We start from the raw sequence: 13,135 nt of genomic DNA on the forward strand, positions 1-13,135 counted from the left end.
GCTAGAAGGCGCAGATCATCTCAATGATTGGCGCTATCGGGGGATAAGTCGTGCTTTATCGCATCGTTTTCGTGAGTGAAATGATCGGTGCGTCAGGTCGTGACGTGCAGTCGATCGCAGAAATCCTCGGCGTGTCGGAGCGCAACAACCGTCGCGACGAGATCAGCAGCGCGATGATGTTCCACGACGGCGAAGCGGCCCAGGTGGCGGAAGGTGCGCGGGCCGACCTGGACCGGCTGCTGACGCGCCTGTCGAACGATCCGCGTCATCGCAACCTCCGCGTTCTGGAAGATCGTCCTGTGATGCAGCGCCGGATGCGGGACTCAGCCCGGTTGTGCGCCCTCAACGACGCCCAGGCCCGTGACATTCTGCATGGTCGGCGATTGAGCGATCTGTCCAGCGCGGGGCTGGAAAAGCTGCTGTCGTGCGAACACGTCAAGATGGCCGCCTGAACCGGCCCCTCAGCCCGGCCCATAGGCTGGCGCCTTCTGTTAACCCTCATCGCCTAGCTGTCGCGACGTCGGGCCTTGGCCCTGAGTTGCGTACAGAGTGGGTATGGCGTTGTTCCGTATTGTCTATGTCAGCGAGGCGACCGGGCTGGTCGGTTCCGGCCTGATGCCCCTGATCGACATCATCGGCGTGTCCGAACAGAACAATCGTCGCGACCATCTGACGGGTGTGCTGATGCGCCACGACGGACGGTTCCTGCAGGTTCTGGAAGGCGCGCGCGTCGATCTGAACCGTGTCATGGGGCGGCTGAGCCAAGATCGCCGCCACGAGAATCTGCGGATCGTGTCCGACCAGTCGGTCGCGGAGCGTCTGTTCCCGAACTGGGCCATGGCGCGGTTGGAGACGACGCCCGAGGCCGAGACGTTCATGGCCTCGGACCTGATGCAGCCCGACGCAGCGGTCCATGCGGATCGCGTTTTGGCGCGCCTGGTCGAGAGAATGGCCGACGCCGTTTGACGCGGCGCCCCTCGCGCCCCGTCGTCGGCAGGGCTAAATAGGGCGGTGATCTTTTCCGAAGACGAAGTCGAACGCTATGCGCGGCATCTGGTCCTGTCTGAAGTGGGCGGGCCGGGGCAGCAGGCGCTGAAACGCGCGCGGGTGCTGATCGTCGGCGCGGGCGGCGTGGGATCGCCAGCGGCGCTATATCTGGCGGCGGCGGGCGTCGGGACGCTGGGCCTGATCGACGACGACGTGGTGGGCCTGTCCAACCTGCAGCGCCAGATCGCCTTTTCCACGGCGGAGGTCGGCCGGCCCAAGGTCGAGGCGGCGGCTGAACGGCTGGGTAGTCTCAATCCTCATGTGACGGTCGAGACCTTCGCCGAGCGGCTGACGCTCGACAATGCAGCGGCGCAGGTGGGCGCCTTCGACATCGTCTTGGACGGCACCGACGATTTCCAGACCCGGCTGTGGGTCAATGCGGCCTGCGTCGCGTCCAGCAAGCCGCTGGTGTCCGGCGCTTTGGGCCGCTGGAACGGTCAGGTCGGGGTGTTTGCGGGCCGGCCCTGCTATCAATGTTTGACGCCGGAGATCCCGCCGGACGCGGAAACCTGCTCGCGCGTCGGGGTGGTCGGGGCGTTGGCCGGCGTGATCGGGTCGATGGCGGCGCTGGAGGTGATCAAGCTGATCACGGGGGCGGGCGAGGCTCTGACCGGACGGCTCCTGCTCTATGACGGTCTGGCGGGCACAGCGCGCACCGTGCGGGTGGGGGCAGACCCCCATTGCCCGATCTGCGGCGGCTGAGCCTCAGGCGGCGGTGGCGAAGCGGATGTCAGCCAGGTCCAGATCCGGCAGGGGGGCGGCGAAGCCCAGGGCGGGATTGCTGAGCACAGTCACCAGTCGTTCGCCGCAATACAGATACAGGGTCTCGAACCCGACCCAGTTGCGGGCGATCCCCTCCAGCGCCTGATTGGCAGCCGTGTCGTTGGCGGCGTCGAGCACGCAGATGTCCCGCACCGGAACGCCGGGCAGGTTGACGATGCAATAGTAGGAGTCCAACGCAACACTTCCTCAGACAGGTCGCCGGAAACGAAGCCCGCTCGCGGCGGTTCCTCCCCTGCCCGTGGTTTTCGACAGCCGTGTGAGTCCGGTCCGACAGACTTGTGAAAAGGAGGCCCGATGGCCCGACGTCCCGCCTCGCCCAAACGCCTGAACGCCGCCAATCTGAGCGGGTTGGGGGCTGATCGCCTGGGCGAGCTGCTGATGCAGGCGGCCGACGCGGACGCCATTCTGAAGCGCCGTCTTCGGCTGGTGCTGGCGGCCGAGGCCGGGCCGGACCTGTTGGCGCTGGAACTGGACAAGCGTCTGTCGACCATCGCCGCCAGCCGCGCGCGGGTGTCGTGGCGCAAGCGCCCCGACCTGCTGCGGGATCTGGACATCCTGCGCGGGGCTATCGTCGATGATCTGGCCGTGGCGGCGCCGGGGCAGGGGCTGGAGCGGCTGATCGCCTGGTTCGACCTGTTTCGCGGCCTGGCGACGCGGGTCAAGGATCAGAAGGGCGAGGTGGCGGCCGCGTTCGAGACGGCCGCCCCTGACTTGTGGCGGATCGCCGAGGCTGCCGTTCGGGCCGACGAGAAGGCCGTCGCACCGCTGGCCCAGGCGGTGGAGCGTCAGCCGCTGGAATACGCTCGCTGGATCGGGGCGGGCGGCGAGGCACTGACGGCGGACCTGGCGAGGCGGCTGTTGGACGCTCTGGACAAGACATCGAGCGCGCGCGGGATGCGGACGGTGATGCGGCGGCTGGCGGATCGGGCGGGCGATCTCGATTTGTGGCTGTCGCTGACCACGCCGGAGGAGAGGGGCTCGCCGGACTTCGCGGCGGTCATGGCCAAGCGGCTGCTGGTCGCCGACCGCATCCCAGAGGCGCGACAGGCGCTGGAGTCGGCGCTGGCGCCGTCGGCGGGCAATCGGCGCTGGACCTTCGGGCGTTCGCCGCAAGCCGGCCCGCCGACCCTGACGCCGGCCTGGGAGGCGACCTCGATCGACCTCCTGGAAGCCGAGGGCCGCAAGGAGGAGGCGCAAGAGCTTCGCTGGGCGATGTTCGAACGCGACCTGTCGACGCCGGTGCTGAGGGCCTATCTGGCGCGCCTGCCGGATTTCGATGACGTCGAGGCGCTGGACCGCGCCCTGGCGCATGCCACCACCTATGCCGATTTCGAGACGGCGCTGGGCTTTCTGATGGACTGGCCCGCGCACCGCGAGGCGGCCGCCCTGGTCGAGCGCCGCATCCGCGAGGTCCGCGCGCCTCTGCCGCTGAAGGCGGACTGGGCGGCGCGGCTGGCGCAGAAATACCCCGATGCGGCCGAGCGGTTGCTGGCGTCGGCCTAAAGCACCGCGGGCCTAAAGCATCGCGGGGATGACGCGGTCGGGCGGACGGTGGCCGTTCTGGTAGGTCATGACGTTGGCGATGACGCGGTCGCCCATGTCCTGGCGGGCTTCCAGGGTGGCGGAGCCTAGGTGGGGCAACAGGACGACGTTGGGCTGACCCAGCAGGCCGGGGTGGATGGCCGGCTCGTTCTCGAACACGTCAAGGCCGACGCCGGACAGGGCGCGCATGGCCACGGCCTGAGACAGGGCCGCCTCGTCGATCAGTTCGCCGCGCGCGGTGTTGATCAGGATGGCGTGGGGCTGAAGCCGGGCGAGACGCTCGGCCGACAGCAGATGGTGGGTGTCCCTGGTCGCCGGACAGTTCAGCGAGACGATATCCATCCGCGCCAGCATCTGATCCAGATCGTCCCAATAGGTCGCGCCCAGTTCTTCCTCGATCAGGGCCGGGACGGGTTTGCGGTTATGGTAATGGACCTGCAGGCCGAAGGCCTTGGCGCGGCGGGCCAGGGCCTGGCCGATCCGGCCCATGCCGACGATCCCCAGCCGCTTGCCCCACAGTTTGCGGCCGCACATCCAGGTCGGGGTCCAGCCCTCGAACCGGCCCTCGGCGACCACCTGGGCGCCCTCGACGATGCGGCGGCTGACGGCCAGGATCAGGCTCATGGCCAAGTCGGCGGTGTCCTCGGTCAGGACGCCGGGGGTGTTGGTGACGATGATCCCGCGCGCCACGGCGGCGTCGATGTCGATATGGTCCACCCCAGCGCCGAAGTTGGCGATCATCTTCAACTGCTCGCCCGCGCCGTTGATCAGGTCGGCGTCGATGACGTCGGTGATGGTCGGCACCAGGACCTCGGCGCGCTGGACGGCGGCCTGGAGGGCGGCGCGGTCCATCGGCTGGTCCTTGAGGTTCAGCTCGGCGTCGAACAGCTCGCGCATCCGCGTTTCCACCGCGTCGGGCAGGCGTCTGGTTAATACGACCTTAAGCTTGCGGGCGGACATTACGGGCCTTGGTTTGCGGGCGGCGATTCAGACGGATCGAAAGCGCGCGCGACGGGTCGTTCCATTCAGTGTCTAGCAAAGCCGCCGCCATCTTCCAAAGCCTGCGACGCCGCACCGCCGTCGTTCTGGCGATTCTCGGTCTCGGGGTGATGGCCAGTGCGGGCGCGACCATGCCTGACGGCCGCCCGACCCCGACCGGGCTGGAGGTGCCGCGCTGGATTTCGTTGAAGTCCTCGCACGTGCGCGCCCGTCAGGGGCCGGGGCTGGATTATCCGATCCTGTGGGAATACCGCGCCGCCGGCCTGCCGGTTCAGGTGATCGCCGAGACGACCGAGTGGCGCAAGATCTGCGATCCCGACGGCGCCGTCGCCTGGATCCACCGCACCGTGTCGTCGGGCCGACGCTATGTCTTCAACACGACCGCACAAGAAGTGCCGATCCGGTCGGGCCGATCCGAAACGGCCTCGGTGCGGGCGCGCCTGTCGCCGCGCGCCCTGGTGTTGCTGGACGAATGCGAAGAGGGCTGGTGCAAGGTCCGGGCGCGGCGGCTTGAAGGCTGGGTGGCGCAACGGGCGGTGTTCGGAACCCAGGAACGGGCGCTGTGCAACGCCAATCGGCCGGCGGGCACGGGACGCAACTGACCGCACGCTGTTGAGCGAAGCGGCGCGGTCGTGTAACCCGCGCGCAACGTATCAAGAAACGGAAACGCCTTGACCCAGTCCCAATACCCTTCGTCCTTTGATCATGAGGCCCTGCTGGCCTCGGGCCGCGGCGAACTGTTCGGTCCCGGCAACGCCCAGCTGCCCGCCCCGCCGATGCTGATGTTCGACCGGATCACGACGATCAACTCGGACGGCGGCGAGCACGGCAAGGGCTATGTCGAGGCGGAACTCGACATCAATCCCGAGCTCTGGTTCTTCCAGTGCCACTTCATTGGCGACCCGGTCATGCCCGGCTGCCTGGGCCTGGACGCCATGTGGCAACTGGTCGGCTTCTATCTCGGCTGGATCGGCGGACCCGGCAAGGGCCGCGCCCTGGGCGTCGGCGAGGTCAAGTTCACCGGCCAGGTCACGCCGGACATCAAGAAGGTGGTCTACAAGATCAACCTGAAGCGCGTCATCAACCGCAAACTGGTCATGGGCATCGCCGACGGCGTGCTGGAGGCCGACGGCCAGGTCATCTACACCTGCAATGACATGCGGGTCGGCCTGTTCGGCGCCAAGGATGAGGCGGCGGGCGCTTAAGCCCCTATATAACCGCGAACAAGGCGGAAGACCCTCGGGTCGAGAAGCATCAGAAGGAAACACCATGCGTCGTGTCGTCGTCACTGGCCTGGGCATCGTCTCCTCCATCGGTCACGGCGCCGAAGAGGTCACCCAGTCCCTGCGCGAAGCCCGTTCGGGCGTCGTCCATGCCCCCGATCACGCCAAATACGGCTTCCGCAGCCAGGTCTGGGCGCCGCCCAAGATCGGCCCGTGGGAGGAACTGGTGGACCGTCGCGCGGCCCGCTTCCTGGCCAACGGCACGGCCTGGGGGCACATCGCCTTCGAAGAGGCGCTGAAGTCGTCGGGCATGACGGCCGACGAGATTAAGGACGACCGCATCGGCCTGATCGTCGGCGAGGGCGGTCCCTCGACCCAGGTCATCCTGCAGGCCGCCGCCACTACGGTGGAGCGCGGGTCGCCCAAGCGCATCGGCCCGTTCGCGGTGCCCAAGGCCATGGCGTCCGGCCCGTCGGCGGTGCTGTCCACCTGGTTCCAGATGCGCGGCGTCAACTATTCGATCAGCTCGGCCTGTGCGACGTCGGCCCACTGCATCGGCGCCGGGGTCGAACAGATCCAGTGGGGCAAGCAGGACGTGGTCTTCGCCGGTGGTTGCGAGGACATCGACTGGTCCATGTCGAACATGTTCGACGCCATGGGCGCCATGTCTTCGGACTTCAACGACAATCCGTCGGTCGCCTCGCGTGCCTATGACGCCGCCCGCGACGGCTTCGTCATCGCCGGCGGCGCCGGCATCGTGGTGCTGGAGGAATACGAGCGGGCCAAGGCGCGCGGCGCGACCATCTATGCCGAAGTCACGGGTTACGGCGCCAATTCCGACGGTCACGACATGGTCGCTCCGTCGGGCGAAGGGGCCCAGCGCTGCATGAAGATCGCGCTGGAACAGGCCGGCAATCCGGTGATCGACTATCTGAACCCGCACGGCACCTCGACCCCGGTCGGCGACTCCAAGGAAATGGAGGCCGTGCGCGCCGTCTTCGGCGACCAGATGCCGATGATTTCCTCTACCAAGTCGCTGACGGGCCATTCGCTCGGCGCAGCGGGCGCGCAGGAAGCCATCTACTGCCTGTTGATGATGCAAAACGGCTTCGCCGCCGAGAGCGCCCATATCGAGACCCTCGATCCGGCGTTCGAGAGCATGCCGATCCTGCGTCAGCGCCACGAGGGCGAACTGACCCATGTCATGTCCAACAGCTTCGGCTTCGGCGGCACCAACGGCACGCTGATCCTGTCGAAGGTCTGACACTCCACTGATTACCCGTCATCCCAGGGCTTGTCCCTGGGATCCAGACTCCCGGTGTTCGACTATGGCGCACCCTGCGGATGGACCGGGAGTCTGGATCCTCGCCACAAGGGCCAGGATGACGAAGTTTTTGCGCGCAGGACTCTCAATGGGGACGCCCGCGCCCGATCATTCCCAACTTGGCTGTTTACACGACCGATTCTCGCCCTTAGAGAGCGTCGCCGTGACCCAGCGCCTGACCAAAGCGATTATCTCGAAAACCACCGGCTTCGGCGGGGCGGTTTCGGGTGTGCGCAAGGTCTGAAGCGCCGAACCCCGATCCCAAGCCCCGCCGATGCGCGGGGCGGTCGATCCGGCTGAACCCCGCGCCTCCATCTTTCCAGGAGACGCCTGAATGTCCTTTTCCCCGTCCAATCCACCGCATGTCGGCCCCGTCCATGTGGGCATCGTCGGCGCCACCGGCCTCGTCGGCGAGATGATGCGCGGGCTGTTAGCCGAGCGGAACTTCCCGCTGGCCTCGCTGCGCCTGTTCGCCTCGGCCCGGTCGGCGGGCAAGACCGTGCGCTTCGGCGAGACCGATATCGTGGTCGAGGATGCGGCGAGCGCCGACTACGCCGGTCTGGACATCGTCTTCTTCTCGGCCGGCGGTGATACGTCCAAGGCTCTGGCGCCCAGGGTGGCGGCCGCCGGCGCGGTGGTGATCGATAACTCCTCCGCCTGGCGCGGCGACCCCCAAGTGCCCTTGGTGGTCGCCGAGGTGAACCCCCACGCCCTGGCGAACCTGCCCAAGGGGATCATCGCCAACCCCAACTGCACCACCATGGCCGCCATGCCGGTGCTGAAGCCCCTGCACGACGCGGCGGGCCTGAAGCGTCTGACGGTCTCGACCTATCAGGCCGTGTCGGGCGGCGGGGTCGAGGGCATCCGTGTGCTGGAGGACCAGTCGCGTGCGGCCGTGGGGCAGGGCGCGGCCCTAGCGCGCGACGGCGGGGCGGTGGACTTCGGCGCGCCGGAAAAGTGGGTCGTGCCGATCGCCGCGAACGTCGTGGCCCTGAACTACACGCTCGGCGAGGACGGCTATACCGACGAGGAGCTGAAGCTGCGCGACGAGAGCCGCAAGATCCTGGAAATCCCCGGCCTGCCGGTGTCGGGCACCTGCGTGCGGGTGCCGGTCTTCACCGGCCACTCCCTGTCGATCAATGTCGAGTTCGAACGGGCCCTGTCCGTAACTCAGGCGCTGGACCTGCTGGGCCGGGCGCCGGGCGTGGTGGTGACGGCCGTGCCTAACCCGCTGGAGGCGGCGGGCCAGGACCCCGTCTTCGTCGGCCGGGTGCGGCCCGATCCGACGGTCGAGCACGGCCTTGCCCTGTTCGTCTCGAACGACAATCTGAGGAAGGGCGCGGCCCTGAACGCGGTGCAGATCGCCGAGGTTCTGGTTCAGCAGCGCGGCTGATCCGGCCCCAGGCGGGGTTCAGTCGTAGCGCACGCCGCTGAGATAGAGCCCCGCCGAGGGGGCGACGGGGCCGCACCGGGCGCGGTCCTTCGCCTCCAGCGCGGCCTTGACGTCATGGGCGGTCCAGCGGCCCAGACCCACCTCGACCAGAGTGCCGGCCATCGACCGAACCTGGCGGTGTAGGAAGCTGCGGGCCTGGAAGACCAGATGCACCTCTTCTCCGAAACGGGAGACGCGGGCCACGTCTAGGGTCTTGACCGGCGACTTGGACTGGCAGCCCACGTCGCGGAAGGTGGTGAAGTCGTGATGCCCGACCAGGACCTGGGCCGCGTGGTGCATGGCCTCGGCGTCCAGGGTCTTCTTGACGTGCCAGACGCGGTCGCGCTCCAGCACCGGCTGGGGGCGGCGGTTCAGGATGCGGTACAGATAGCCTCTGCCGGTCGCCGAGAACCGGGCGTGCCAATCGGGATCGGGCGCATAGTCCGCCGACAGGACGCAGACCTCCTGTTTGATCAGATGGGCGTTCATGGCGTTCAGCACCGTATCGACGGGCCAGTCGCGGTCCAGATCGGCGTGGATGACCTGGGCGGTCGCATGGACGCCGGTGTCGGTGCGGCCGGCGGCGGCGATGCGGATTCGCTCGCCCGAGAAGGCGTGGATGGCGGTCTCCAGCGCGCCTTGCACGGTCGGCTGGCCGTCCTGGGCCTGGAAGCCGTTGTAGGCCGTGCCGTCGTATTCGATGATCAGCTTGTAGCGCGGCATCAGCCGAGTACGGTCCCGGCCGGCAGGGCAAAGCCCCGCAGCATCTCATCGGTCGATTGCGCCGCCTTGCCTTCGCGCTGAACCCGGATCAGACGCACGGCGCCAGTCCCGCAGGCGACGGTCAGGGCGTCGTCGAGCGTCGCGCCGGGCGCGCCCGAACCGTCCGCCAGGGTCGACAGCAGGGCTTTAATCCGCACTGGCCCGGTGTCGGAGGGCGCTTCGAACCAGGCGCCGGGGAAGGGCGACAGGCCGCGAATATGGGCGTCCACTTCAGCCGCCGGGCGGGTCCAGTCGATGCGCGCCTCTGCCGGGGTGATCTTCTTGGCGTAAGTCGGCTCGCCGACCTGTTCCGACGGGGTGACGCTGCCGCGCTCGATGGCCGCCAGCGCACGCGGCCACAGGCCGGCGCCGACATGGGACATACGCTCGGACAGGGTCGCGGCCGTGTCGTCGGCGCGGATGTCCATCAGTTCGGTCAGCAGGATGGGGCCTTCGTCCAGGCCGACGCCCATCTGCATGATCTGGACGCCGGTCTGGGCGTCGCCGGCCATGATGGCGCGCTGGATCGGCGCCGCGCCGCGCCAACGGGGCAGCAGCGAGCCATGAAGATTGAAACAGCCCAGGCGGGGCGCATCCAGCACCTCAGCCTTGAGGATCTGGCCGTAGGCGACGACGCAGGCGGCGTCGAGGTCCAGGCTCTGGAAGGCGGCGATGGCGTCTGGGCTCTTCATCGACTCGGGCGTGAAGACCGGCAGGCCCATGGTCTCGGCGAAGGCGTGAACCGGCGACGGCGTCAGTTTCTGGCCCCGGCCCTTGGGGCGCGGCGGCTGCGAATAGACGGCGACGATCTCGTGACCCGAGGCGATCAGCTCTGCCAGGGACGGCACGGCGAAGTCGGGAGTTCCCATGAAGGCAAGGCGCATGGGCACGCCTTTAGAGGTTTACTGCCAGCGGGTGAAGACGCCGCCGCCCTCATCCCACTCGCCGCCCGCGTCCAGTGCGTCGTCGAAATCGAGCAGCTTGTCCAGCAGCAGGCCCGCCACAACGCCCAGCAGGGCCACGCCCGCCAGTGTCGCGACCCCGGCGACGCCGATCTTCTGGCTGCGGGTCAGGCGACGACGGCCCGAGGAATCGATGATCAGAGACCGGCCGCGCGGAATGGACGGCGCGATGCGGCGCGCGGCGCGTTCGATACGTTCAGGGCGGACGATCTTGGTCATCAGGTGGCGATCCTGTCGCGGGCGGCCTTCTTGACCTTGGTCACGGCGCGATCCCGCTTGAGACGCGACAGATGGTCGATGAAGAGCACGCCGTTAAGGTGGTCCATCTCGTGCTGGATGCAGACGGCGTAGAGGCCCTCGGCCTCTTCCTCCACCGACTGACCGTCACGGTTCAGATAGCGAATGCGGACGCGGGCCGGGCGTTCCACCTTGTCGAAATACTCGGGGATCGACAGGCAGCCTTCCTCGTAGGTGTAGAGCTCGTCCGAGGTCCACAGGATTTCCGGGTTGGCGAAGAAGCGCGGGTTCTTGCGCGCCTCGAAGGCCTCGGGGGTGTCCTCTTCCTCGGTTTCGGGCACCCTGCCGTCGCGATCGCCTAGGTCCATGACGATGACCCGGTCCAGCGCGCCGATCTGCACTGCGGCGAGGCCGATGCCGGGCGCGTCGTACATGGTCTCCAGCATGTCGTCCATCAGGGCGCGGACGGCGTCGTCCACCGCCGCCACGGGCGTGGAAACCTGCTTCAGGATCGCCAGGTCGGCGGCGTTGTCGATGGTGAGGATGCGTCGGATGGCCATGGCCGGGACGTAGGCCCGCCCCGGTCCAAGGTCAAGATTTGCGCCTATTCCTTGCCAGCCTCATTCCTTGCCGGGCAGGGCGCGTGGTTTGCGGTGCTCGTCGATGGCGACATAGGTGAAGACGCCCTGGGTCACACGCACGGACGCGGCCTGGGGCTGGCCTCGCGCGCGCTTCCAGGCCTCCACCTGCACACGGATGGATGTGCGACCCGAGCCGATGACATGGGCGTAGATGCTGACCTCGTCGCCGACCGAGACGGGCTGATGGAAGACCATGCCGTCCAGCGCCACGGTGGCGCAACGTCCGCAGGCCAGTTCGAACGCCGGGGTCGCACCCGCCACGTCCATCTGGGCCAGCAGCCAGCCGCCGAAGATGTCGCCCTCGGGGTTGGTGTCCGCCGGCATGGCGATGATGCGGCCGACGGGCTGGTACTCGGGCGGTTTTTCGGGGGCGTCGGACATGAAAGGGGCCTGCTGTTCGGGGAGGCGGGCTCTCTAGCGCGGCTTTTGCAGCTTGTCGCCTTTGAGCGATCTTGTCCGTGCCGGCACAGAGAGCGTCAGGCGTGAGGTTCGCACGGCCTGGGCGTCACGCAGCGCACGCCAGGCGGCGCCCAACTCCATAGCGGTGAGAAGGTGATCCTGGGTCAGGGTTTCTCGCCGAGCGTTTCGCAACGCTGCGACATCGCCCAGAAGACGGGCGGCGGCGCGCAAGTCTTCGCGCTCCGAGCGGGCGCCCAGATCCTGAAGTCGCGCGAACCGCCAGCCCTGCTCCGGCGGGTATTCAAGCGCGAGCGCGAACCTTTCGGATGGCCGAATGTCGGCGGCGAGAAACGTCCAGTCCTCGCTATCGGGCTCGCGTCGATAGTGACCGGGCTGTGTCGGCAGGCCGGCGCCGGCGTAGATGGCGAGCGCGCCGGCTTCGATCTCGTCCAGCGTCAGGCTGAGGGCGTCGGGCTCGACGGGTTCGAGATAGGCGGGACGCTCGAACGGATCGGCGCGGTCGTCGGCAGGCGCGGCGGCGGGCTTGCGTGAAAACAGACCCGAAAGCAGCGCCCGCCGTCTGGCCATGATGTCAGTTGTTGTTGAGCGTGCTGGTCACCGACACGTCATAGACGACGCGGGTCAGGCTCTGAACCACCTCGAAGAATTTCCGCATCTCGGCGGCGCCGGCCAGGGGCACATAGATCACGTCTTCCGGCATGACCTGCATGTTGGTGGCGGCGAAGACGTTGGCCGCGTCGCTGAAGTCCAGCTCATAGACCACCGGCACTCCGCGCGGGGTGGCGGGCTGGTTGATGCCCAGGGCCTGGGCCACTTCGGGGCGTTCGAAGCGGAAGATCAGGACGCGACGGGCGTTGGCGGTGTTTGTGTTCAGCCCGCCCACCTTGGACATGGCGCCGGTCAGGGTCATGGGGCCGGCCGGCATGTCGACCTGGGCCACGGCGTTCAGGCCGCCGAAGGTCGAGAAACGGCGAGGCTTGTACTGGACATTGACCACGTCGCCGCGTTGCAGGCGGACGTTCTCGCCGAACTCGGTCGTCACAGCCGACAAGGGGGCGGTGTAGGTTTGGCCTTCGCGCTGGATCGAGATGATCAGGTCGTCCGTGGTGCGGGCCGAGCCGCCCGCCGCCGCGATGACGTCCAGGATGCGGTCGCTGTTGACGCCCAGGGGCGCACGGCCCGGCTGGCGCACGTCGCCAAGGACGTTGACGGTGTTGGAGGCGTTGCCCGCGATCGACACCAGAACCTGGGGGTTGGCGACCTTGCCGACCAATGCGCGTCGGATGGCCGCCGCCGCCTGGGTCGAGGTCAGGCCCTGGACGCGAACCTGACCGCCGAACGGAATGGCGACCGAGCCGGAGCGATCGACGACGGCGCCCGGCAGGGCCTGGTTGCCGCCGGACAGGGTCGTGTTCGTGCGGCTGGAGGACGAAGAGCCGGAGCCCAGGGTTCCGCCGAACAGCGAGCCGGAAGGGTCGAAGATCGAAATCGCCAGGGTGTCGCCTTCGCCGATCACGTCGGCGGGCTGATCGCTGGATCCGGCGGCCAGCGTGCCGAAGAACTGCGGCGGCACCTGTTTCATCCGCTCGGTGACCTCATAGGTCAGCGGCACCAGAGCGTAGCTGCCCAAGGCGGAAGCTGTGGTGGCGCCGGCGTTGACCGAGGCGCCCGACGGTCCGTCGCGCGGCAGGGTGGAGCAGCCGCCCAGAATGGCGACGATGGCGAGCGGCAGGATGGTGCGAGTCATGAAGCGCGATAGCCCT

Annotated in this window: 17 protein-coding genes; 8 read left to right on the forward strand and 9 right to left on the reverse strand. The window is 68.0% G+C overall.

Features of this window, described 5'->3' with window-relative positions; genetic code table 11:
* Positions 1–50: 50 nt before the first annotated feature.
* From ACP693_RS03645 to ACP693_RS03655, 3 genes are all read left to right on the forward strand, one after another.
* Positions 51–452 carry a BLUF domain-containing protein gene (locus ACP693_RS03645; protein ID WP_426018898.1) on the forward strand — a complete coding sequence of 134 codons (402 nt, stop codon included), beginning with the start codon at positions 51–53 and terminating at the stop codon, positions 450–452.
* A 103-nt stretch (positions 453–555) separates the two neighbouring features.
* The gene (locus tag ACP693_RS03650; RefSeq protein ID WP_426018895.1) at positions 556–966 is read left to right on the forward strand and encodes a BLUF domain-containing protein; all 411 of its coding nucleotides are present in this window, start codon (positions 556–558) and stop codon (positions 964–966) included.
* A 45-nt stretch (positions 967–1,011) separates the two neighbouring features.
* On the forward strand, positions 1,012–1,749 hold the full coding sequence (locus tag ACP693_RS03655; RefSeq protein WP_426018893.1) for a HesA/MoeB/ThiF family protein: 738 nt from the start codon (positions 1,012–1,014) through the stop codon (positions 1,747–1,749).
* A gap of 3 nt (positions 1,750–1,752) precedes the next feature.
* On the opposite strand, the gene ACP693_RS03660 is transcribed toward ACP693_RS03655, so the two are convergent.
* Positions 1,753–2,004, reverse strand: a complete 252-nt coding sequence (locus ACP693_RS03660; RefSeq protein WP_409719555.1) for a hypothetical protein — start codon at positions 2,002–2,004, stop codon at positions 1,753–1,755.
* 120 nt (positions 2,005–2,124) lie between these two features.
* Here ACP693_RS03660 and ACP693_RS03665 point away from each other — a divergent pair, with 120 nt between their 5' ends.
* On the forward strand, positions 2,125–3,333 hold the full coding sequence (locus ACP693_RS03665; protein ID WP_426018890.1) for a DUF6880 family protein: 1,209 nt from the start codon (positions 2,125–2,127) through the stop codon (positions 3,331–3,333).
* Positions 3,334–3,345: 12 nt separating this feature from the next.
* On the opposite strand, the gene ACP693_RS03670 is transcribed toward ACP693_RS03665, so the two are convergent.
* Positions 3,346–4,332: a 2-hydroxyacid dehydrogenase gene (locus tag ACP693_RS03670; protein WP_426018889.1), complete on the reverse strand. Its 987-nt coding sequence runs from the start codon at positions 4,330–4,332 to the stop codon at positions 3,346–3,348.
* Between the two features lie 68 nt (positions 4,333–4,400).
* On the opposite strand from ACP693_RS03670, the gene ACP693_RS03675 reads away from it, so the two are divergent.
* From ACP693_RS03675 to ACP693_RS03690, 4 genes are all read left to right on the forward strand, one after another.
* Positions 4,401–4,973 carry an SH3 domain-containing protein gene (locus ACP693_RS03675; RefSeq protein WP_346495688.1) on the forward strand — a complete coding sequence of 191 codons (573 nt, stop codon included), beginning with the start codon at positions 4,401–4,403 and terminating at the stop codon, positions 4,971–4,973.
* A gap of 69 nt (positions 4,974–5,042) precedes the next feature.
* A complete protein-coding gene (gene fabA, locus ACP693_RS03680; protein WP_159848465.1) occupies positions 5,043–5,576 on the forward strand; it encodes a 3-hydroxyacyl-[acyl-carrier-protein] dehydratase FabA in 534 nt (177 codons plus the stop codon).
* A gap of 64 nt (positions 5,577–5,640) precedes the next feature.
* On the forward strand, positions 5,641–6,858 hold the full coding sequence (fabB, locus tag ACP693_RS03685; RefSeq protein ID WP_426018886.1) for a beta-ketoacyl-ACP synthase I: 1,218 nt from the start codon (positions 5,641–5,643) through the stop codon (positions 6,856–6,858).
* 394 nt (positions 6,859–7,252) lie between these two features.
* Positions 7,253–8,311, forward strand: a complete 1,059-nt coding sequence (locus ACP693_RS03690) for an aspartate-semialdehyde dehydrogenase (RefSeq protein WP_426018884.1) — start codon at positions 7,253–7,255, stop codon at positions 8,309–8,311.
* Between the two features lie 18 nt (positions 8,312–8,329).
* Here ACP693_RS03690 and truA read toward each other — a convergent pair whose 3' ends face one another.
* From truA to ACP693_RS03725, 7 genes are read right to left on the reverse strand one after another with little or no spacing between them, the layout of a single operon-like run.
* The gene (gene truA / locus ACP693_RS03695) at positions 8,330–9,073 is read right to left on the reverse strand and encodes a tRNA pseudouridine(38-40) synthase TruA (RefSeq protein ID WP_426018882.1); all 744 of its coding nucleotides are present in this window, start codon (positions 9,071–9,073) and stop codon (positions 8,330–8,332) included.
* On the reverse strand, positions 9,073–9,996 hold the full coding sequence (gene fmt / locus ACP693_RS03700) for a methionyl-tRNA formyltransferase (RefSeq protein ID WP_426018880.1): 924 nt from the start codon (positions 9,994–9,996) through the stop codon (positions 9,073–9,075). Before fmt ends, truA begins: the two co-directional genes overlap by 1 nt.
* A gap of 18 nt (positions 9,997–10,014) precedes the next feature.
* Positions 10,015–10,293 carry a hypothetical protein gene (locus ACP693_RS03705; protein WP_236547456.1) on the reverse strand — a complete coding sequence of 93 codons (279 nt, stop codon included), beginning with the start codon at positions 10,291–10,293 and terminating at the stop codon, positions 10,015–10,017.
* Entirely contained in the window at positions 10,293–10,871 is a 579-nt protein-coding gene (gene def, locus ACP693_RS03710; protein WP_426018879.1) for a peptide deformylase, read from the reverse strand. Before def ends, ACP693_RS03705 begins: the two co-directional genes overlap by 1 nt.
* 60 nt (positions 10,872–10,931) lie before the next feature.
* Positions 10,932–11,333: an acyl-CoA thioesterase gene (locus ACP693_RS03715; protein WP_426018878.1), complete on the reverse strand. Its 402-nt coding sequence runs from the start codon at positions 11,331–11,333 to the stop codon at positions 10,932–10,934.
* Between the two features lie 33 nt (positions 11,334–11,366).
* Positions 11,367–11,939, reverse strand: a complete 573-nt coding sequence (locus tag ACP693_RS03720; RefSeq protein WP_426018876.1) for a hypothetical protein — start codon at positions 11,937–11,939, stop codon at positions 11,367–11,369.
* A gap of 4 nt (positions 11,940–11,943) precedes the next feature.
* Positions 11,944–13,119, reverse strand: coding sequence for a polysaccharide biosynthesis/export family protein (locus ACP693_RS03725; protein ID WP_426018875.1), 1,176 nt, complete (start codon positions 13,117–13,119; stop codon positions 11,944–11,946).
* Positions 13,120–13,135: the final 16 nt, after the last annotated feature.

This window comes from Brevundimonas sp. TWP1-3 (assembly GCF_049896085.1).
In the GTDB taxonomy this organism is placed as follows: Bacteria; Pseudomonadota; Alphaproteobacteria; order Caulobacterales; family Caulobacteraceae; genus Brevundimonas.

Excerpts from the sequence above, each read along its gene's own strand:
- ACP693_RS03690 (WP_426018884.1), top strand. The coding sequence starts at position 7,253 with ATGTCCTTTTCCCCGTCCAATCCACCGCATGTCGGCCCCGTCCATGTG.
- ACP693_RS03650 (WP_426018895.1), top strand. The coding sequence starts at position 556 with ATGGCGTTGTTCCGTATTGTCTATGTCAGCGAGGCGACCGGGCTGGTC.
- ACP693_RS03665 (WP_426018890.1), top strand. The coding sequence starts at position 2,125 with ATGGCCCGACGTCCCGCCTCGCCCAAACGCCTGAACGCCGCCAATCTG.
- ACP693_RS03705 (WP_236547456.1), bottom strand. The coding sequence starts at position 10,293 with ATGACCAAGATCGTCCGCCCTGAACGTATCGAACGCGCCGCGCGCCGC.
- ACP693_RS03720 (WP_426018876.1), bottom strand. The coding sequence starts at position 11,939 with ATGGCCAGACGGCGGGCGCTGCTTTCGGGTCTGTTTTCACGCAAGCCC.
- truA (WP_426018882.1), bottom strand. The coding sequence starts at position 9,073 with ATGCCGCGCTACAAGCTGATCATCGAATACGACGGCACGGCCTACAAC.
- def (WP_426018879.1), bottom strand. The coding sequence starts at position 10,871 with ATGGCCATCCGACGCATCCTCACCATCGACAACGCCGCCGACCTGGCG.
- ACP693_RS03715 (WP_426018878.1), bottom strand. The coding sequence starts at position 11,333 with ATGTCCGACGCCCCCGAAAAACCGCCCGAGTACCAGCCCGTCGGCCGC.
- ACP693_RS03670 (WP_426018889.1), bottom strand. The coding sequence starts at position 4,332 with ATGTCCGCCCGCAAGCTTAAGGTCGTATTAACCAGACGCCTGCCCGAC.
- fabB (WP_426018886.1), top strand. The coding sequence starts at position 5,641 with ATGCGTCGTGTCGTCGTCACTGGCCTGGGCATCGTCTCCTCCATCGGT.
- ACP693_RS03725 (WP_426018875.1), bottom strand. The coding sequence starts at position 13,119 with ATGACTCGCACCATCCTGCCGCTCGCCATCGTCGCCATTCTGGGCGGC.
- fmt (WP_426018880.1), bottom strand. The coding sequence starts at position 9,996 with ATGCGCCTTGCCTTCATGGGAACTCCCGACTTCGCCGTGCCGTCCCTG.